The organism is Streptomyces resistomycificus, from assembly GCF_001514265.1.
GTDB classification, from domain to species: domain Bacteria; phylum Actinomycetota; class Actinomycetes; order Streptomycetales; family Streptomycetaceae; genus Streptomyces; species Streptomyces resistomycificus.
In genome coordinates this window covers 76,271-96,549 of record NZ_KQ949009.1, presented here as the reverse complement: position 1 = coordinate 96,549, position 20,279 = coordinate 76,271, and the positions used below count along the sequence as shown (strand labels likewise).

Below are 20,279 nucleotides of genomic sequence, written 5' to 3'. Positions count from 1 at the left end.
CGAGGACGTCGGCGTTGTTGTCGTTGGTCATCGCGCTCCCCTAGCCGAGCTCTTTGTCGAGCAGCGAGAGAAGCTCTCCCGCCGAGGCCGAACTGATCTGGTCGACGAGGCCGGCCGGTGATCCGGCGCCGGCCATCGAGCGGACTCGGCCCTGCAGTTCGCCGAGCAGAGTGGAAAGGGTGGCCTGGTCCTCCGTGGCGAGTTCAAGGAACGCCTCCTCCAGCCGGGCGCCCAGTCCTTCGATCTCCTTGGCCAGGTGGGTGGCCGCGGAGGGGCCCGCACCGGGGTCGGGGGTGATCCGCGTGGCCAGGAACCGGGCGAGGGCGGTGGGGTTGGGGTGGTCGAACACGAGTGTGGCGGGCAGCTTCAGGCCGGTCACGGCCGCCAGTTTGTTGCGCAGTTCCAGCGCGGTGAGCGAGTCGATTCCCAGTTCCTTGAAGGTCGCGGCGGGGCCGATGCGCCGGGTGTCCGGGTGGCCGAGGACGGTCGCGGTCTGCGCCCGCACGGCGTCGAGCAGCAGCGGTTGCGCGTCGGCCGGCGCCAGCGACCTCAGCTGCTGCGCGAGGTTGTCGGCGGTGGCCTCCTGGTGTCCCGCCGCACCGCCGGAGGGGGCAGACGCCGCGGTGAGCGTGCGCAAAAGCGGCGAGCCGGGGTGGCCGGCCGGCGGTGGCGCGAGGTTCAGTCGTGCGGGCACGAGCACCGGCTCGTGGTGCGAGAGCGCCGCGTCGAAGAGGGCGAGCCCCTCGGTGGAGGGCATCGGCAGCACGCCCTGGCGTTGCAGGCGTACGACGTCCGCGTCGTTGATGTCGGCGACCATCTCGCTGCGCTGCGCCCAAAAGCCCCAGCACAGCGCGTGGGCGGGCAGGCCCTGGGCCCGGCGGGCCTGCGCGAGGCCGTTGAGGAACGCGTTGGCCGCCGCGTAGTTGGCCTGCCCCGCCGTTCCCAGCACGCTGGCGATCGAGGAGAACAGCACGAACGCGGACAGGTCCAGATGGCGTGTCAGCTCGTGCAGGTGCCAGGCGCCGCGCACCTTCGGCGCGAGGACCGTGTCCACGCGGTCCTCGGTCAGCGCCTCGACGATCCCGTCGTCCAGCACACCCGCGCAGTGGATGACCGCCGTCAGCGGGTGCTGGGGCGGGATGGCGGCGATCAGCCGGGCGAGGGAGTCACGGCTGGTGACGTCGCAGGCCACGACCTCGATGTGGGCTCCCGCCTCGGTCAGTTCCGTGCGCAGGTCTGCCGCCGCCGGGGCGGCCGGCCCGCGCCTGCTGGTCAGCAGCAGGCGGCGTGCCCCGTGCCGCTGGACGAGGTGGCGGGCCAGCATCGCTCCCAGGCCGCTGGTGCCTCCCGTGATCAGCACGGTGCCAGGCCCGAGGGCGGGCACGTGTTCCGCCGCGTCGAGCGGCTCGTGGCGGGGGGATGTGGGGTGGGTGCGGGCCAGTTGGGGGGTGGTGACGAGACCGGCGCGGATCTTGAGCTGGGCTTCGCCGGTCGCGGCGGCGGCCGGGAGGCAGGCGAGCGAAGCGGGCTGGTCGTCCGTGTCGACAAGCGTGAAGCGGCCCGGGTTCTCGGTCTGCGCGGTGCGCACGAAGCCCCAGATCGCGGCTGCCGCGGGGTCGGTGCGCACGGCCGGGTCGTCACCCGTCGCCTGGCGCGTCACGATGACCAGGCGGGAGTCGCGGAAGCGGTCGTCGCCGAGCCAGTCCCGCGTCAGCCGCAGCACACGGTGCAGGGTGTCTCCGACGGTGGCCGGCAGGTCGGCGCTGCCGGTGCCGTCGGTGCCCGGCAGGTCGGCGCTGCCGGTGCCCCGCCGGTCGGCGCTGCCGGTGCCCGGCGGGGCGATGCTGCCGGTGACCGGCGGGTCGATGCGGGCGATGACCGGCGGGTCGATGCGGGCGATGACGAGCGGGGGTATCTCCTCGCCGTCGGCGGCGAGTTCGGTGAGGTTCGCGAAGACGGCTTGCCCCTGGTTTAGGGGCGGGGTGGACGTGTCGGGGCCGGCCAGCACCGCGGAGCGGCCGGTGGCGGGAGAAGACGGGATCGGCAGGGGGACCCAGTCCACCTGGAAGAGCGAGTCCTGGTGGTCGAAGCCCAGCTCGGTCAGTTGCTCGACGTCCGCGGGCCGCAGGGTCAGCGAGGTCAGGCCGCCGACGGGTGCTCCGCTCGGGTCGGCGAGGGTCACCGACAGCGTGTTGTCGCCCGCGGGCGCGAGGCGGACGCGCAGCGCGGTCGGCCGGGTGGCGTGCAGGCGCAGGCCGGTGCAGCGCGACGGCAGCCAGCCTTCGGGCCGGGAGGTGTCGACGAAGTGCCCCAGGCCGATCGGCAGCAGCGCGGCGTGCAGCAGCGCCGGGTGGAGGTGGAAGCGGGCCCGGTCAGCGCCGTCGAGGGCGGGCAGCTCCACCTGGGCGAACAGGGTGTCGTCGCGGCGCCACACCTCTGTCAGGCCGCGCAGCAGGGGCCCGTGGCTGATTCCGAGGGCGGACAGCCTGGTGTACTCGTCCTCGAAGGGCACGCTGACGGCGCCCGCGGGGGGCCACACGGCGAGGTCCTCCCCCGCGTGGGCTGCCGGGGTGTCCCTCCCGACGACGCCGACGGCGTTGCGTGTCCACTCGGTTTCGCCCTCGCCCCGTGAGTGCACGCTGACGACCCGCTTGCCGTCGACCAGGACACGGATCTCGCGCTCGGCCGTCCGGGACAGCACCAGCGGTGTCTGAAGGGTGAGTTCCTCGACGACGTCGCATCCCGCCTTGTGCGCCGCCCACAGCGCCAGTTCGGCCAGCACGGTCGCCGGCACGAGGACGGCACCGTGGACGACGTGTTCGGCGAGCCAGGGGTGGCGTTCCAGGGAGAGGCGGCCGCTGCCCGCCACTGCCCCGTGCCCGTCGTCCCCGTCGTCCCCGGGCAGGTCGATCACGGCGTCGAGCAGCGGGTGGTCCGACGTGGTCTGGGTGGTGGTCTCGTGGGGGGTGTTCAGCCAGTAGCGCTGCCGCTGGAAGGCGTAGGTGGGCAGGTCGACCCGCCGGCCCTCGCCGTCCGCGTCCGCGAACGCCGCCGGCCACGACAGCGCGGCGCCCGCCACGAAGGCCTCGGCCGCCGACTGGTACCAGCGGGCCAGGCCGTCCTCGCCGCGGCGCAGGGTGCCCACGACGGCGGCCTCGACGCCCGCGCTGTCCAGGGTCTGTTCCACACCGGGCGTCAGGACCGGGTGGGCGGACGCCTCGATGAAGAACCGGAAGCCCTGCTCGGCCAGCGTGCGGGTCGCCTCCTCGAAGCGGACCGTGTGGCGCAGGTTGGTGAACCAGTACTCGGCGTCCAGCCGGGTCGTGTCCAGCCAGTCGGCCGTGACCGTCGAGAAGAACGGCACCTGGGCCGTGCGGGGCTGAATTCCCGCAAGGACGCGGCGCAGTTCGTCGTGGATGGCCTCCACGCCGGCCGAGTGGGAGGCGTAGTCCACCGGGATGCGGCGGGCCCGGACCTGGTCGGCCTCGCAGGCGGCCAGCAGCGCGTCCAGTTCGGCCACCTCGCCCGACACCACCACGGACGAGGGCCCGTTGACGGCCGCGATGGACAGGCCGTCCGTCAGACGTGCGCGCGCCTGGTCCGCCGGCAGCGCGAGGGACACCATGCCGCCGCGCCCCGACAGCGCCAGGATCGCCTTCGACCGCAGTGCGACCACCTTGGCGGCGTCGTCGATCGACAGGGCGCCCGCGACGCAGGCGGCGGCGATCTCCCCCTGCGAGTGGCCCACGACGGCCTCGGGCCGCACCCCGTGCGAGCGCCACACCTCGGCCAGCGACACCATCACCGCCCACAGGACGGGCTGGACGACATCCACCCGCTTGAGCGCCTCGGCGTCGGCGAGCGCGTCGAAGAGGGACCAGTCGACGTACGGTGCCAGCGCGTCGGCGCACTGGCGCATCCGTGCGGCGAACACCGGGGAGGACTGCCACAGTTCGCGGCCCATTCCGGCCCACTGCGATCCCTGGCCGGGGAAGACGAACACTGTTTTGCCGCCCGGCTGCGCGAGTCCGGACACCACGGTGGCGGGGGTGTTCTCGTCGCCTTCGGCGGCGGCGGTCAGGGCGGCCAGCAGGGTGTCCCGGTCGGCGCCGATCACGACCTGGCGGTACTCGAACAGGGAGCGCGTGGTCACCAGTGAGCGGGCCACGTCCGCGAGCGGCAGGGCGGCGTCCGCGGCCACGCTGTCGCGCAGCCGCAGCGCCTGTGCGCGCAGGGCCTGTTGCGAGCGTGCCGACAGCACCCACGGCACCGCTCGGGGGGCGCCGGTGGACACCTGGGCGGTGGTGGGGTCGGCGGCCGCACGCGCGGTTTCCTCTTCTGCGGGGGCCTGTTCGAGGATGAGGTGTGCGTTGGTGCCGCTGATGCCGAAGGCGGACACGCCGGCGCGCCGGGGCCGGTCCGGGGTGCTGGGCCACTGTCTGGCCTCGGTGAGCAGCTCGACGGCGCCCACCGACCAGTCCACGTGGGTGGAGGGCCGGTCCACGTGCAGGGTTCGGGGCAGTACGCCGTGCCGCATCGCCATGATCATTTTGATCATGGCGGCGACGCCGGCGGCGGCCTGGGTGTGGCCGATGTTCGACTTCAGCGACCCCAGCCACAGCGGGCTGTGCGCCTCGCGGTCCTGGCCGTAGGTGGCCAGCAGTGCTTCGGCTTCCATGGGGTCGCCCAGCCGGGTGCCGGTGCCGTGTGCCTCGACCGCGTCCACGTCGCTGGCCCGCAGTCCGGCATCGGTCAGGGCGGCGCGGATGGCGCGCTGCTGCGCCAGTTCGTTGGGTGCGGTCAGGCCGTTGGAGGCGCCGTCCTGGTTGATCGCCGAGCCGCGGATCACCGCCCACACGTGGCGCCCGTTGCGCCGCGCGTCCGACAGCCGCTCCAGGACCAGCACGCCGACGCCCTCGGAGAAGCCGGTGCCGTCGGCGGCGTCCGCGAAGGCCTTGCAGCGGCCGTCGGGCGACAGGCCCCGCTGCCGGCCCAGTTCGACGAGCAGTCCCGGGGTCGGCAGCGTCGACACCCCGCCGGCCAGCGCCAGTGTGCACTCCCCCGACCGCAGGGACCGCACGGCCTGGTGGACGGCGACGAGCGACGACGAGCACGCGGTGTCGGTCGACACCGCCGGACCCTCAAGGCCCAGCGTGTAGGCGACCCGGCCCGAGGCGACGCTGGTGTAGGTCCCCGTGAGGGCGAACCCCTCCACCTCGCCGGCGGCCGCGCCGCCCATCCTGGGGCCGTAGTCGACGGCGTAGAGCCCGGTGAACACCCCGGTCGGTGACCCTCGCAGCCCGGCCGGGTCGATGCCCGCGCGTTCCAGTGCCTCCCAGGAGGTCTCCAGCATCAGCCGCTGCTGCGGGTCCATCGCCAGCGCCTCGCGCGGGCTGATGTTGAAGAACGGCGCGTCGAACTCGGCGAGATCGTCAAGGAACCCGCCCGTGCGGGTGGACGTCGTGCTGGGTGCCTCGGGGTCGGTGGCGTGCAGCGCCTCCAGGTCCCATCCGCGGTCCGTCGGGAAGTCGCTCATCGCGTCCACACCGTCCGACACGACGTGCCACAGTCCTTCGGGGGAGGTCACTCCGCCCGGGAAGCGGCACCCCACTCCCACGACCGCGATGGGCTCGCGGGCGGCCTCCTCCAGTTCGCGCACCCGCTCGCGCAGTTCCTGCGCGTCGCCGACGGCGCGTCGCAAGTAGGACCGGAGCTTGTCGACATCCTCCACCAGGGCCTCCCCCACGGTTACTCACAAGAACAGGTGTGGCTACACGTATCCGCGGTCGATCAACGCGTACAGATCGTCATCGCTGCTGCTTTCCGGGCTCGTTTCCCCGGCCGTCTGCGGGGCCTTGGGGGCCTGCGGCTCGAGGAGGGAGAAAATGTGGCGGGCGAGCGTGTGCGCGGTGGGGTAGGTGAACGCGACGGTGGCCGGCAGGCGCACCCCGGCCGCCGCGGTGAGCCGGTTGCGCAGGGCCACCGCCATCGAGGAGTCGAACCCCAGATCCTTGAAGGTCTCGTTCGCTCTCGCCGCGAGGCCGGCACCCGTCCACGCGGTGTCCTTCACGCCCAGCAGCGTGGCCGCTTCGGCGCACACGAGGGTGAGGACCGCCGGCTCGGAGCCCAGGTCCGCTGCCCCGGGGCCCGCGCCCGGCCGGTTTTTCGGCGCGGCGGGATCGTCGGGGGTGTGGGTGTCGTCGGGTGCGGTCAGCCAGTACCGCCGGCGCTGGAAGGCGTAGGTCGGCAGGCCGACGCGGTGCGGCCGGTTGGCGGCGAACACCGCCTCCCAGTTCACCGGCACACCGCGCACGTGCAGTGCGGCCAGTGACGCCAGTACCTGGCCCGCGCCGCCGTCGCGCTTGTGCAGGGTGCTCACCAGCACCGGCGGGGTGGGCAGCGCGTCGGCGGCCTCCTCCATCGCCACCTGGAGCACGGGATGCGGGCTGACTTCCACGAACACCCCGCCGGGCGCACGCATCAGGTCCTCGACGACCTCGCCGAAGCGCACCATCGAGCGCAGGTTGTCGTACCAGTAGGTGCCGTCCAGCGTGCGGGTGTCGAGCAGCGAGCCGGTGACCGTGGAGTGGAACTTCACCGCCGATTCCCTCGGCGTGATGCCCGCGGTGTCCTCGAGCAGACGGTCACGGATGCGTTCGACGTGGTGGGAGTGCGAGGCGTAGTCCACTTTGACCCGCCGCACCCGGACCCCGTCACCGGCCGCCGCCGCGGCGAACTGCTCCAGCGCCTGGTCGTCCCCGGAGATCACCACCGACGCCGGTCCGTTGACCGCGGCCACCGACAGCCGCCCGGGCCACCGCTCCAGCCGTTCTTGAACCCATGCGCGGGGCGCGGCGACCGCGCTCATCCCGCCCAGGCCGGCCAGGTCTCTCAGGGCCCGGCTGCGCAGGGCGACGATCCGTGCCGCGTCGTCGAGGCAGAGGGCGCCCGACACGCAGGCCGCGGCGATCTCGCCCTGCGAGTGCCCCACCACGGTCTCGGGGACCACTCCCAGCGAGCGCCACAGCTGCGCCAGCGACACCATCATCGAAAACAGCGCCGGCTGGACGACGTCCACCCGCTCCAGTGAGGCGGCCGGCTGCGCGCCGGTCACCACGTCCACCAGTGACCAGTCCACCCACGGCGCCAGTGCCTGCGCGCACTCGTCGATCGCGCGCGCGAAGACGGCCGACTGCGCGTACAGCTGCCGGCCCATGCCCAGCCACTGCGAGCCCTGGCCGGGGAAGACGAAGACGACCGGGCCCACCGGGCGGGTGGCCGTGCCGCGCACGGTGTGGGCCGCGTCGCCGCCGGCCGCCACCAGGTCGAGGCCGGCCAGCAGTTCCTCACGGTCTTGGCCCAGCACCACCGCGCGGTGCTCGAACAGCGACCGCGTCGACACCAGCGAACGGCCCACCTCGGCCGCCCGCAGCGACGCGTCCGCGGCCACTCGGTCGCGCAGCCGTGCCGCCTGTTCTCGCAGGGCCGGCTCGGAGCGCGCCGACAGCACCCACGGCAGCGCCCCCGACACGGCCGCGCAGGCCGTCTCCTCGTCCATGGCGCGGGGCTCGGCCGGTGCCGCGGGGGCCTGTTCGAGGATCACGTGCGCGTGGGTGCCGCCCATGCCGAACGCCGACACCCCCGCCCGTCGTGGCCGGCCCGGCTCGCTCGGCCAGGGCCGTGCGGCGTCGAGGACTTCGAAGTCGTCGTGGAAGTCGTCGATGGCGGGGTTGGGGGTACGGAAGTTCACATTCGCCACCAGGTGGGCGCGCCGCACGCACAGCGCCGCCTTCACGAAGCCGACGATGCCCGCGGCCGGCTCCAGGTGCCCGACGTTCGTCTTCACCGAGCCGATCACCAGCCGCCGGCTGCGGCCGGTGTGCCGGAACACCGCGCGCAGCCCGGCGATCTCGGCCGGGTCGCCTAGCCGGGTGCCGGTGCCGTGGGCCTCGACGTAGTCGACGTCGTCGAACGTGACCTGCGCGCACGTGAGAGCGGACAGCACGGCTGCCGCCTGCCCGTCGGGGCTGGGGTCGGGCATCCGGGTCAGGGCTCCGCCGCTGCCGACGCCCCAGCCGCGCACCACCGCGTGGATGTGATCGCCGTCGGCGACGGCGAGGTCGAGCCGCTTCAGCAGGACGAACGCCCCGCCCTCTCCCCGGGCGAAGCCGCTGGCGCGTTCGTCGAAGGTGAAGCAGCGGCCGTCGGGCGACAGGGCGCCCAGGTTCGCCAGGCCGGCTCCCGCCTCCGGATCGACGATCAGGTGCACGCCGCCCGCGATCGCCATGTCGACGGCGCCGGCGCGAATCCGTTCGCAGGTCAGCGCCAGCGACACCAGGGAGGAGGACTGGCCCGAGTCCGCGCTGAAACTCATGCCGCGGACGTCGAACAGGCTGGAGATCCGGTTCGCGATCAGCGCGCCGCTGGAGCCGAGCGCGGCGTAGTGGTCGTCCTGGTCGCTGCCGGACAGCTTGCGCAGCAGCTCGTATCCGGAGGGCGCGGCACCGACCACGACGTCGATCTCGCGGCCGGCGAGGGTGGCCGCGGGGATGCCGGCGTCCTCGACGGCCTCCCAGGCGAGTTCCAGTCCCAGCCGCTGCACGGGGTCCATGGCGGCCGCCTCCGCCGCGCCCGCCTGGAAGAACTCCGCGTCGAACCCGTCGATGGAGTCGAAGAACGAACCCGAGCGCAGGGTGGCGGCGTCCGGATGGGAGGTGTAGTTCGAGTGCGAGTCGGCCGCCCGCTGCTCGGGAAACGATGCGACGGTCGACTTCCCCTCGAGCAGCAGGCGCCAGAACCCGCCCAGGTCGTCGACACCGGGAAAGCGGCACGACATCCCGATGACGGCGATGTCGGCGGCTGCGCCACTCATACGCGTTCCTTCCACTTTCCTCGGCTTACGGCGGGTGGGGGCTGTGCTGCTGTTCACCGCCGGCTGGTCAGCAGCGTCCGCAGTTCGTCCGGCGCGTCCATGAAGTCGTAGTGGCCGCCGTCGAGGACCCGGAACTCGACGGAGTCGGCGTACTGGCGCCACCCCTGAAGCTCGTCGAGGCTCACGTCGGGGTCCTCGCGCCAGTGCAGGACGACGATGGGGCAGGGCACGCCGGCCGGCTCGGTCCTGCGGTAGGCGCCTGCGGCGGCGTGATCGCGCAGCAGCACCATCAGGCCCAGGTCGATCATGTCGGGGCGGGGTTCGATGCCCCGGCTGCGGACGAACGACTCGATTTCGGCGCGCAGTTCGGGCTCGGTCATGGTGAGCATCCGGTCGCGTGCGGCGTCGTGCGGTGCCGGCTGGCCCGACACGTACAGGCACTGCGGTGCGGGCAGGCCCAGTTCGGTCAGTCGCAGCACGGTCTCGTAGGCGGGCAGGGCGCCCGCGCAGTGCCCGAAGAACGCGAACGGCCGGTCCAGCAGCGGCGTCAGGGCTTCGGCCAGGCCGGCGGCGAGGTTCTCGTAGGTGCCGTAGTGGGGGTGGGCCAGCCGGTTCTCGCGGCCGGGGAACTGCACCGGGCAGATCTCGACGTCGTCGATCGCGGCCGGCCAGGCGCTGAAGGCCGAGGCCCCGGACCCGGAGAAGGGCAGGCAGAACATCCGGGCGCGGTGGCCGTCGGGCTGGGGCCGGACGAACCACGGCGAGGTGGCGGTGGTGGATGCGGGGGTCATGGCGTGTGCCGTTTCCGGGTGGCGATGGGCAGGTGGGTCATCCCGGCGATGAAGTAGGAGCGCAGGTGCTGTGGTTCGCCGGCCAGCTCGATCGATCCGAACCGTCGGCACAGTTCCTCGAAGAAGATGCGCAGGGTCATGCGGGCCAGCGGCGCCCCGATGCAGAAGTGCGGCCCGTAGCCGAAGGCGACCTGGCGCTTGGCGCCGCTGCGGGTGATGTCGAAGGTGTGCGGGTCGGGGAACTGGGACGCGTCCCGGTTGGCCGACCCGATCCACGCGACGACCGCCCCGCCGGCCGGGACGGTGCCCCCGCCGATGTGGATGTCGTCGACCGCGTAGCGCATGAAGTTGCAGGCGGCCGAGGTCCAGCGCAGTCCTTCCTCGACCAGGTTGGGGATCAGGGTCGGGTCGGCCTGGGCCTTGTCGAACTGTTCGGGCCGCTCGATGAGGGCGTGCACCGTGCCCGAGACGGTGTGCGGGGTCGTCACGTTGGCGCCCAGCAGGATGCTGTAGCCGTCGAGGGCGATCTCCTCGTCGGTCAGCGGCGCGTCTCCGGCGTTCACGTGCATGAGGTGGTCCAGCAGGCTGCCGTCCTCGCCTCCGGCCGCGCGCCGTCGGGCGACCCAGTCGGTGACGTAGGTGACGAGTTCGTGGTGGGAGATGGCCAGCGTCGCGGCTTCGCTGCCGTGCTGGAAGTGCGGGTCGCAGGGGGCGGTGACCATCGCGGTCAGCTGGACGAGTTCGTCCCAGTCCTTCTGCGGGATGCCCAGCAGCGGGCCCGTGACGATCGCCGGGAGGAGCAGTGCCTGCTCGGCCAGGTCGAAGGGGGAGCCGTCGAGCGCGGGTTGCAAAAAGCGCACGATCGACTGCCGGATCAGTTCCTCCCAGGACTTCACCGCCCGCGCGGTCAGCTTGGAGCCGATCGCCCGGCGGACCTGGGTGTGGCGTGGCGGGTCGGTGGAGGTCAGCAGCTTGCCGGCCGCGACGTCGTCCTGTCCGAGGTGGGTGACCACCGTGCCGCGCTCGGAGGTGAACTCCCGGTGGTCGCCCAGCACGCGGCAGACGTCCTCGTAGCGGGTCACCGACCAGAACTCCCGCCCGTCGGGGAGGACTTGGTGGTGCAGGGGTGCCTTCGCCCGCATCACGTCCCAGATCGGGTGCGGGTCGCCGGAGGTGTAGAGGTCCAGGTCGAACAGGTCGACGTCATCGAGGTCGATGTCGCGTCCGGGGCCCGGCGTCAGCCTCACGCCGCCGCCCTCCCCTGCTCGATCAGCTGGGCGACCCGGGCGGGGGTCTGCGCCAGGTAGAAGTCGCGCACGGACAGCTGGACGCCGTAGTCCTGCGCCACCCGGTCGATGATCTTGATGCCGGTCAGTGAGTTACCGCCGAGCGTGAAGAAGTCGTCCTCGACGCCGACCTCGGGGCGGTTGAGGTGTTCTCCCCACAGCCGGGCGATGTCGAGCGCCAGCGAGAGCGGCGCGCCTGACGGCCCGTCCTGTCGGGGTGACGTCCCGTCCTGTCCGCCTCGCTGGTGGATTGCCTGGGGCGACGATTCCATTGGCAGCCTTTCCTTCCTCCGCCGACCGGGAGTGCCCGCTCGCGTCTTTTTCGGCCCTGTTGTTCGGACCGTCACCGCCGTCAGGGCCACCGGGGCGCGTCATTGCGCTGTCCCGCCGGCGAGACACATTCCTTGAACGGCCGATTCGAGTGTCGTGGGGATTCGCTTTGGCTCACACCGTGTTGGCGGGTGCCCGGTGCCCGCCGGCGGGTGGGGTTGAGAGGGGGCCGGCGTGCTGTATGCCGGCACCGCCGGTGCCTTGGCCTGCCCCATGGAACCGTCCCGCCGGCGGGACAGGGCAAGGGTGCGGCGGCCTGCCGGCGCCCGGGCGGCGGCGTGTGTTGACCGGCCGATCCGCGTTTTGTGAACGTGACAGTGATTCAGCGGCCGTGACAGGCGCAGGGAAACGAGGGGGGAACGACGTGGCAGACACCGGCTGGGATGCGGACGTGGTGATCGCGGGCGCCGGGCCTACGGGCCTGATGCTCGCCTGCGAGCTGCGGCTGGCGGGCGTCGACGTCGTGGTGGTCGAGCAGCTCGCCGAGCGCACGGGCGAGTCGCGGGCCGGCGGGATGCACTCGCGCACCCTGGAGGTGCTGGACCAGCGCGGCATCCTGGAGCGCTTCCTGGCGGCCGGCGAACTGCAGCCGGTGGGCCACTTCTCCGGCCTCTATCTCGACTTCGACGAGTTCGAGTCCCGCCACCCCTACCCGCTGATGATCCTGCAGTCCGCCATCGAGCAGCTGCTGGAGGAGCGGGCCGCCGAGCTCGGGGTGCGGGTGCGCAGGTCGTGCGGGGTGAGCGGGATCCGCCCCAACGCCACCGGTGTGACGGTCGAGGTGAGCCCGGCGCAGGCCGCCCCGGCCACGCTGCGCGCCCGCTACCTCGTGGGCTGCGACGGCGGGCGCAGCACCGTGCGCAAGCTGGCGGGCATCGACTTCCCCGGCACCGAGGCGACGATGACCGCGCTGATCGGCGACGTCGAACTGCCCGACCTGCCCGAGGACTACGTGTGGGTACGGCGCTGTGCGGGCGGCGACTTCTCGGCGATCGCCTTCGAGCCGGGCTGGTACCGGGTGATCACCTCCGAGTGGGACCACGTCGCGGACCGCGACGAGGCTCCCACGTTCGAGCAGCTGCGCCAGTCGCTGGTCAGGCTGGCGGGCACGGACTACGGCATGCACAGCCCGCGGTGGGTCTCCCGCTTCAACGACGCCGCACGCCAGGCCGCCCGGTACCGGGCGGGCCGGGTGCTGCTCGCGGGCGACGCGGCGCACATCCACTTCCCGGCCGGCGGGCAGGGGCTGAACATGGGCGTGCAGGACGCGGTCAACCTCGGCTGGAAGCTGGCCTCGGTGGTGCGCGGGCAGGCGCCTGAGAGCCTGCTGGACAGCTATCACGCCGAGCGCCACCCCGTCGCCGAGCGCGTTCTGCACAACACCCGCGCGCAGTCGGCCCTGGCCCGCCCCGGCGCCCAGACGGACGCGCTGCGCGAGGTGTTCGGCTCGCTCATGGTGTTCGACGACGTCAACCGGTATCTGCGCGGCATGCTGACCGCCCTGGACATCCGCTACCCGGCCGACGGTGACCACCCGCTGGCCGGCCGCCGGGTCCCCGACGCCGACCTCAAGACGCCGGACGGAGCCGGCCGCGTCTACGAGCTGCTGCACGCCGCCCGTCCCGTCCTGCTCGACCTGCGCGGCAGTGGCGAGGTGGCGGCGCTCGCCGCGGGCTGGGCCGATCGCGTCGACCTGGTCGAGGCGCGCAGCGAGGACGACCGCTGGCCCGTCCCGGCCCTCGGCGACGTCGCCGCGCCCGAGGCGCTCCTCATCCGCCCCGACGGCCATGTCGCGTGGGCGGCCGCGGCCGGCACCACGCCCGACACCGCCGCGCTCCGCACCGCCCTCACCACCTGGTTCGGCCCGCCCCGGCGCGGGTGAGACCCCGTGCGGGCCGACCGGTGCACGGGAGGTGGCCGGTCGGTCCGGGCGCACGCGTGACGGCGGCCGCCGGACCCGGTTGTGGGGTCTGGCGGCCGCCGTCGTGGTCGTCCCCGGGGTGGGTGCGGGTGCCCGTGCGGGCGGGGCGGGGCCGCGGCTTGGCCGGGTCGGACGCCGGGCGCCAGGACGCGGTCCGCGCGAGAGCGGGGCATGGGGGTTCGTCGCGCGGACCCGAGCGGTGGGGCACGGAGCAGGCCCTGTGAGGCGGCGGCTGTGGGCGAGGCCCGGCGGCCACGGGGCCGGATGCCGGAGCCCACCGGTCCACCCGCCGCCGCTGCGGGCCTGCCGGAGTGCCGGAGTGCCGGGTGAGTGTGCGGCCTGCGGAGCCTTCTTCCCGGGCGGGCCGTGCAGCGGGGCGGGGCGCGTGTCCACGCGGTGGCTCACGGCCTGCTCGCCCTCCGCGTCGGCGGCCTGGGCGTGGGGCGGTACGTCACGGTGTGGCCGTGCTTGCGTGGTGGCCTGGGACGGGCGGTCGCTGCCCGGGGGGCGCTGCAGCCGGGCGGGGTGGGGTGGGGTGCGCGTCAGGCCGCCTCGGCGATGTGGAGTTCGCCGGGGCGGCCCGGGAGGGGACGCGGAGCAGGGGGGTTCAGCCGGTCGAGGTCACGCGCGCTTCTTGAAGGTGGAGACCGACCACACGTATCCGAGGAGGGCGAGCCCGAGGCACCAGGCGACCGCGGCGATCGCGTCGCCGCTGGAGGGGGTGCCCGCCAGCAGTCCGCGCAGCGTCTCGATGATCGGGGTGAAGGGCTGGTACTCGGCGAACTGCCGTACGCCGGCCCCCATCGTGTCCGCGGGGACGAACGCGCTGCTCAAGAACGGCAGCATGATCAGCGGTACGGCGGCCATGCCCGCCGACTCGGCGGTCTTGGCGGCCAGTCCCATGGCGACGGTGAGCCAGCCGGCCGCGAAGCTGAGCAGCACGATGACACCGAGCACGCCGAGCCAGTCGACGGCGCTCGCGGCGGGGTCGAAGCCCATCGCGAAGGCCACGCCGATGATGGCCGCGCAGCCCACCAGGGAGCGCACCGTGGTGATGACGACGTGTCCGGTCAGCATGGCGCCGCGGGAGACGTCCATGACCTTGAAGCGGTTGATGACGCCCTTGGTCATGTCGGAGTTCACAGCGGTCGCGGTGGCGCCCAGCCCGTAGCTGATGGCCATCACGAGCAGTCCGGGCGTCACGTAGTCGATGTAGGCGTCGCCGACGCTGAACGCGCCGCCGAACACCTTGACGAACATCAGCATGATGACGATGGGGAACAGGACCGCGTTGAACATCGTGACGGGGTTGCGCACGTTGTGCTTCAGGTTGCGGCGCAGCATGATCGACGAATCGGCCAACGGCGTCGAGACAGTGCTCACTGTGCGATCGCCTCCTTGCTCGGGTGCTCGGTGCTGGTGTGGTCGGTCAGGGCGAGGAAGACGTCGTCGAGGTCCGGCCGGTGCACCGAGAACTCCTGGGCGTCGATGGTGTGCGTGTCGAGGCGGTCCAGCAGGGCCCGCAGCGACCTCGTCTCGCCGTCGCTGGGCACCCGCAGGGTCAGCTCCTCGTCGTCGCGCGTGGCCTCGGCCAGGACCCGTGCCGCCGCGTCGAGTTCGTAGACGTCGGCGAACCGGAAGCGGATGTGGGTGCCGGGGATCTGGCGCTTGAGTTCCTCGGGGGTGCCCTGGGCGACCAGGCGGCCCTGGTTGAGGACGGCGATCCGGTCGGCGAGCTGGTCGGCTTCCTCGAGGTACTGGGTGGTGAGGAAGATGGTGGTGCCCTCGGCCACCAGCTCGCGGACGATGCCCCACATGGTGCGCCGGCTGCGGGGGTCGAGGCCCGTGGTCGGCTCGTCGAGGAAGATGATCTGCGGGTTGCCGACCAGCGTCATCGCCAGGTCGAGCTTGCGGCGCATACCGCCGGAGTAGGTCGCCGCCAGCTTGTCCGCGGACTCCACCAGGTCGAACCGCTCCAGCAGCCGGGTGACCAGCTGGTCACCGGAGCGCACGCGCTTCAGGTCCGCCATCAGCTGCAGGTTCTCCCGGCCCGACAGCAGTTCGTCCACGGCGGCGAACTGGCCGGTCACGCCGATGGCCGCGCGTACCTGCCTGGTCGCGCTGACCACGTCGTGCCCGGCGATGCTCACCGTGCCGGCGTCGGCTTTCAGCAGTGTCGTCAGGACGTTCACCGTCGTCGTCTTGCCGGCCCCGTTGGGGCCGAGCAGGGAGAAGATCGATCCTGCGGCGACATCGAAGTCGATGCCGTCGAGCACGACCTTGTCGCCATATGCCTTGCGCAGCCCTGAAACTGCGATCGCTGAACTTCTCATGCCTTCACTTTCCTCTCCGGGCCTGTCACGCACCTGTCACGCCTCTGACATGGCGTCAACCGTGGGCGGATTCCGCCTCGATCACGTCCAGCACCTCCCGGCCGAGATCGACCAGGTACATGTGGTCGCCCTCGAACTCCGCGTAGCTGAAGGCGCCCGTGGTCGCCGCCTGCCACTGCTGGGCCTCCTCGGCGCTGACCAGGCCGTCACAGCTGCCGCGCAGCGAGCAGATCGGCACCGACAGCGGTGCGTCGGTGCTCGGGAGGTAGTTCTCGTGCATCTCGCAGTCGGCCTGGAGCGTGGGGAGGATCAGTTCCCGCATCTCCGGGTGGTCCAGGGCCTCGTGCCGAAAGCCCGCGAACTCCTCGACCCTGGCGAGGAACTCCTCGTCCGGAAGGCCGCTCGCGCGCCGCTCGCGCTGGGTCCAGGGGCCGGGCGAGCCGCTGACGACCAGCCGCTCGACCGGTATGCCGCGCATGCTCAGCAGGTGTGCCAGCTCGTAGGCGAGGACCGCGCCCAGGCTGTGCCCGAACAGCACGGTCGGTGTTCCCTCGCCGAGGTCGGCGACGATGTCGTCGACGGAGTTCTTGGCCGCTTCGACGACGTTGCGGTACGGCGTCTGCAGGATCCGCCGTTCCCTGCCGGGCAGTTCGACCGAGGTCACGCGCCACCGGCCGGCGGCAAGCTCCCGCCAGGGGTGGAAGAACGACGGGCCTGCTCCCGCGAAGGGCACGCACAGCAGTGCGGCCTGGTTGCCGTGTGGTGCGGACATGCCGGGTTGTGTCACCCCGACCGACCTCCCTCATCCGTTGACTCGTTTGTTGCACCGGTGGTGGGACGTGGATGTCCGGCCGTCACGCCAGCCGGGGGTGGACGACCTCGAAGAACTCGGCCACGGGTGCGGGCATGTGCATTTCGTGGTGGGTGGCGTGCATGTCGTGCACTTCGAGGGAGCCCAGGACGTAGGGCCGCCACAGGTGCGCGTAGGAGGTGTCCTCGAGCGTCGCGTTGAAATACAGCACGTCGCCGCGGTAGACCGGCGAGCGGTAATCCATCATGAGGGCGGTGTTGTTGGCCATCACCTTCGACATGGTGTCCAGGAAGCCCTGCCGGTTGCCCATGCGGATGTACTGGCTGAAGTCGTCCTCGAGTTCGGCCCGGTAGTCCGAGGACTCCTTGCCGGCGTGTACCTGGGTGAACCCGTGCCCTCCGGGCTGGGCGTCCAGGACGGCCACCAGGGCGACCTCGTGGCCGCGCCGGTCGAGTGCGTCGGCGACGGCCTGGACGACGGTGCCGCCGTAGGACCAGCCGATCAGGTTGAAGGGCCCCTGCGGCTGGATCTTCAGCATCTGGGTGACGTAGTCGTCGATCATCTCCGTCACGGAGCCCGCCAGGGTGTCCTCGCCGTCGGAGCCGCGGGACTGCAGGGCGTAGGCCGGCCGGTCCGGCAGGTGCAGCACGAAGCTGTAGTAGGCCCAGCCCAGTCCCCCGCCGCCGTGGAAGAACCACACCGGCGGCTTGCCCGTGCCGGGGTCGCTGTTGAGGGGCAGGACGACCGCGAAGGAGTCGGCGTCGTCGTCGGGTACGCCGCCGGCGAGCATCAGCGCGGCCAGTTCGGCCACCGTGGGGTACTTGATGATCGTCCTGATGGGAATGTCGATGTCGAACTCGTTGCGGATGCGGACGCTGAGCCGGGTGGCCAGGAGCGAGTGTCCGCCCAGTGCGAAGAAGCCGTCGTCGATGCCGACCTGTTCCAGGCCCAGCAACTCGGCGAAGAGGGCGCACAGTCCGTGTTCGTAGGCGTTGCGGGGCTCCCGGCTGACCTGGGTGCGGGGGTCCTCCGAGGGCAGGGCCCGCCGGTCGAGTTTCCCGTTCGAGGTCAGCGGGATCTGTGACAGCGTGATCACCGCGGAGGGCACCATGTAGTCCGGGAGGCGGTCGCGCAGGTACTCGGGCAGCTCGCTGAGCCCGGCCTGCTCGGCGGCGGGCTCGGGCACCACGTAGGCCACGAGGCGTTGGTCGTCCTCCTGGTTCTCGCGGACCACGACCACCGCCTGCGCCACGCCCGGATGCCCGGCCAGCACGTGCTCGATCTCGCCCAGCTCGATCCGGAAGCCGCGGATCTTCACCTGGGAGTCGGCCCGCCCCCCGTACTCCAGTTGGCCGGCCCTGCTCCAGCGGACGAGATCGCCGGTGCGGTACATGCGCTCCCCCGGCTCGCCGAAGGGGCAGGCGACGAACCGTCCCGCGGTCAGGCCGGGCCGGCCGTGGTAGCCGCGGGCCAGGCCGTAGCCGGCCACGTACAGTTCCCCGGTCACGCCGGTGGGCGCCGGCTTGAGGCCGGAGTCCAGGACGTAGGCGCGCAGTCCCGCGACGGCCGGGCCGATCACGCTGGCCCGGTAGCGGGCGGCGGAGTGCTCGTCCAGGTCGATGCGGGTGACGTGCACGGTGGTCTCGGTGATGCCGTACATGTTCACCAGCACCGGCGCGTCGGGGGCGTGGCGGGTGTACCAGTCGGCGAGGCGGTTCAGGTCGAGGGCCTCGCCGCCGAACACCACGTAGCGCAGCGCCAGGTCCTGGCCGGGGCTCTCGGCGTCGGCCTGGATGAGCTGGTAGAAGGCCGAGGGGGTCTGGTTGAGGACGGTGACCTGTTCGCGGGCCAGGAGCCGGAGGAAGTCGGCCGGGGAGCGGGAGACGTCGTAGGGGACCACGACCAGGCGTCCGCCGTGCAGCAGCGGACCCCACAGCTCCCACACCGAGAAGTCGAAGGCGTAGGAGTGGAAGAGGGTCCACACGTCGTCGGCGCCGAAGGCGAAGTCGCGGGTGGCGCTGAAGAGACCGACCACGTTGCGGTGCGGGATCAGTACGCCCTTGGGGCGGCCGGTGGACCCGGAGGTGTAGATCACGTAGGCCGGGTGCTCGGGGCGCAGGGCGGCCCGGCGGTCGGCGTCGGTGAGGTCGCTGTCCGGCTGGTCGGCGAAGGGCCGGGCCCCGTCGAGGTGGAGCTGCGGGAGGGCCGGGGCCAGGTCCTGTGCGGCGCTGGTGGTGCTGGTGGTGACCAGCAGGACGGGCGCCGCGTCCTGGAGCATGTAGGCGATGCGGTCGGACGGGGAGTCGGGGTCGATGGGCAGATAGGCGCCGCCCGCCTTGAGGACGGCGAGCAGCGCGACGACCAGGTCGGCCGAGCGCTCGAGGCAGATCCCGACGAGGGACTCGGGGCCCACGCCCTGGGCGACGAGGTGGCGGGCGAGCCGGTTGGCGCGGGCGTTGACCTGACCGTAGGTGAGGGTGTCGCCGTCGCAGACGAGTGCGACCGCGTCGGTGTGCCGGGCCGCCTGCCGCTCGAACAGCTCGACCAGGGTGGCGTCGGGGATGTCGTTGCGGGCGTCGTTCACCTCCGTCAGCAGCCGTTGCCGCTCCGGTGCGCTGAGCACGTCGACGTCCGCGACGCGCATATCAGGGTCGGCGGCCAGCTGCTCCAGGACCCGCACGAAGCGGGCGGCGATCTCCTCGGCGCAGGCGCGGTCGAAGAGCTGGGTGGCGTACTGGAGGTCGCCTCGCAGTGCGCCGGCTTCGTCCACGGTCAGGCTGAAGAACAGGTCGACCATGGCGGTCGAGGGGATGGCCTGCTCGAACGTCACCTCGAGGCCGGGGATGGACAGATCGGGCTTCTGGTAGCTCTGCCAGGCGAACATCACCTGGAACAGCGGCTGGTAGGACGCGGAGCGTTCGGGGTTGATGGCCTCGACCAGCAGATCGAACGGCACGTCCTGGTACTCGTAGGCCGTCAGGGCCTTGTCGCGTACCTGCGCGAGCAGGTCGGTGAAGGACGGGTTGCCGTGCAGGTCGGCGCGCAGCACCTGGGTGTTGACGAAGAACCCGATCAGGTCGGCCAGCGCCTCGTCGGTGCGCCCGGCGATCGGGCTGCCGATCGTCACGTCGTCGCCGCCGCCGAGGGTGCGCAGCAGGACCGCCAGGGCGGCCTGCAGGACCATCGACATGGTCGATCCGCGCTCCTCGGCGAGCTTGTGCAGTCCGGTGGCCACCTGCGGCTGGACGAAGAGGTCGACCGTGTCGCCGTGCGAGTTGGCCTGGGCGGGCCGCGGGCGGTCCAGCGGCAGGCTCAGCGGCTGCGGCACCCCGGCCAGTTCGCCGCGCCAGTACTCGACCTGCGCGGCGGCGAGACTGGTCGGGTCGGCGGGGTCGCCGAGCACCTCGCGCTGCCACAGCGCGTAGTCCTTGTACTGCACCGGCAGCGGCTCCCACTGCGGGGCCCGGCCGTCCTGGCGGGCGGTGTAGGCGTCGATCAGGTCCCGCATCATCGGCGCGCTCGAGCTGCCGTCGGAGGCGATGTGGTGGATGACCATGACCAGGACGTGTTCGCGTGCGGAGCAGCGCAGCAGGCTGGCGCGCAGCGGGAGTTCGGCGGCGAGGTCGAAGCGGTGCGCGACGGCCTCGGCGATCGCGCCGGCCGTGTCCTTGGGTGCCACCTCGATCACCCGCAGCCGGGGTGAGGCCTGCTCCATGGGCAGGATGTGCGAGGAGGGCTCGCCGTCGTCGTCCGTCGCGTAGGTGGTGCGCAGGATCTCGTGCCGCTCGACCACGTCGCCGACCGCCGCGGCCAGGGCGGCCTCGTCCAGTGCTCCGGTCAGCCTGAACGCCGCCGATATGTTGTAGGTCGCCGCTCCCCGCTCCAGTTGGTGCAGTAGCCACATGCGGCGTTGTGCGAATGACAGCGGAATCATT

9 protein-coding genes and 1 pseudogene are annotated in these 20,279 nt (G+C 72.3%); 1 reads left to right on the top strand and 9 read right to left on the bottom strand.

Annotated features, from left to right (window positions below):
- Positions 1 to 40: 40 nt before the first annotated feature.
- The 5 genes and pseudogenes from AQJ84_RS39695 to AQJ84_RS39675 form a co-directional block, all read right to left on the bottom strand.
- Positions 41 to 5,719, bottom strand: a pseudogene (locus AQJ84_RS39695) (SDR family NAD(P)-dependent oxidoreductase); the annotation flags it as partial.
- 51 nt (positions 5,720 to 5,770) lie between these two features.
- On the bottom strand, positions 5,771 to 8,872 hold the full coding sequence (locus AQJ84_RS39690) for a type I polyketide synthase (protein WP_079022716.1): 3,102 nt from the start codon (positions 8,870 to 8,872) through the stop codon (positions 5,771 to 5,773).
- 53 nt (positions 8,873 to 8,925) lie between these two features.
- Positions 8,926 to 9,663: a thioesterase II family protein gene (locus tag AQJ84_RS39685; RefSeq protein ID WP_030038842.1), complete on the bottom strand. Its 738-nt coding sequence runs from the start codon at positions 9,661 to 9,663 to the stop codon at positions 8,926 to 8,928.
- Positions 9,660 to 10,910, bottom strand: coding sequence for a cytochrome P450 (locus tag AQJ84_RS39680; RefSeq protein ID WP_030038843.1), 1,251 nt, complete (start codon positions 10,908 to 10,910; stop codon positions 9,660 to 9,662). Before AQJ84_RS39680 ends, AQJ84_RS39685 begins: the two co-directional genes overlap by 4 nt.
- Entirely contained in the window at positions 10,907 to 11,221 is a 315-nt protein-coding gene (locus AQJ84_RS39675; protein WP_030038844.1) for a phosphopantetheine-binding protein, read from the bottom strand. Before AQJ84_RS39675 ends, AQJ84_RS39680 begins: the two co-directional genes overlap by 4 nt.
- A gap of 422 nt (positions 11,222 to 11,643) precedes the next feature.
- Between AQJ84_RS39675 and AQJ84_RS39670 the strand changes: the two genes are divergently transcribed.
- On the top strand, positions 11,644 to 13,161 hold the full coding sequence (locus AQJ84_RS39670) for an FAD-dependent monooxygenase (RefSeq protein ID WP_030038845.1): 1,518 nt from the start codon (positions 11,644 to 11,646) through the stop codon (positions 13,159 to 13,161).
- A 660-nt stretch (positions 13,162 to 13,821) separates the two neighbouring features.
- On the opposite strand, the gene AQJ84_RS39665 is transcribed toward AQJ84_RS39670, so the two are convergent.
- The 4 genes from AQJ84_RS39665 to AQJ84_RS39650 all read right to left on the bottom strand — a co-directional run bounded on the left by AQJ84_RS39665 (position 13,822) and on the right by AQJ84_RS39650 (position 20,278).
- Positions 13,822 to 14,583 carry an ABC transporter permease gene (locus tag AQJ84_RS39665; protein ID WP_030038846.1) on the bottom strand — a complete coding sequence of 254 codons (762 nt, stop codon included), beginning with the start codon at positions 14,581 to 14,583 and terminating at the stop codon, positions 13,822 to 13,824.
- Complete coding sequence (locus AQJ84_RS39660) at positions 14,580 to 15,533, bottom strand: daunorubicin resistance protein DrrA family ABC transporter ATP-binding protein (protein ID WP_030038847.1); 954 nt, start codon at positions 15,531 to 15,533, stop codon at positions 14,580 to 14,582. Before AQJ84_RS39660 ends, AQJ84_RS39665 begins: the two co-directional genes overlap by 4 nt.
- 55 nt (positions 15,534 to 15,588) lie before the next feature.
- Complete coding sequence (locus AQJ84_RS39655; protein ID WP_030038848.1) at positions 15,589 to 16,305, bottom strand: thioesterase II family protein; 717 nt, start codon at positions 16,303 to 16,305, stop codon at positions 15,589 to 15,591.
- An 82-nt stretch (positions 16,306 to 16,387) separates the two neighbouring features.
- Positions 16,388 to 20,278, bottom strand: a complete 3,891-nt coding sequence (locus tag AQJ84_RS39650) for a non-ribosomal peptide synthetase (RefSeq protein WP_030038850.1) — start codon at positions 20,276 to 20,278, stop codon at positions 16,388 to 16,390.
- Position 20,279: the final 1 nt, after the last annotated feature.

What these genes read in the sequence shown, in the direction of transcription:
- AQJ84_RS39690 (WP_079022716.1), bottom strand. Translation starts at nt 8,872, where the DNA reads ATGAGTGGCGCAGCCGCCGACATCGCCGTCATCGGGATGTCGTGCCGC.
- AQJ84_RS39685 (WP_030038842.1), bottom strand. Translation starts at nt 9,663, where the DNA reads ATGACCCCCGCATCCACCACCGCCACCTCGCCGTGGTTCGTCCGGCCC.
- AQJ84_RS39675 (WP_030038844.1), bottom strand. Translation starts at nt 11,221, where the DNA reads ATGGAATCGTCGCCCCAGGCAATCCACCAGCGAGGCGGACAGGACGGG.
- AQJ84_RS39660 (WP_030038847.1), bottom strand. Translation starts at nt 15,533, where the DNA reads ATGAGAAGTTCAGCGATCGCAGTTTCAGGGCTGCGCAAGGCATATGGC.
- AQJ84_RS39655 (WP_030038848.1), bottom strand. Translation starts at nt 16,305, where the DNA reads ATGTCCGCACCACACGGCAACCAGGCCGCACTGCTGTGCGTGCCCTTC.
- AQJ84_RS39650 (WP_030038850.1), bottom strand. Translation starts at nt 20,278, where the DNA reads ATGATTCCGCTGTCATTCGCACAACGCCGCATGTGGCTACTGCACCAA.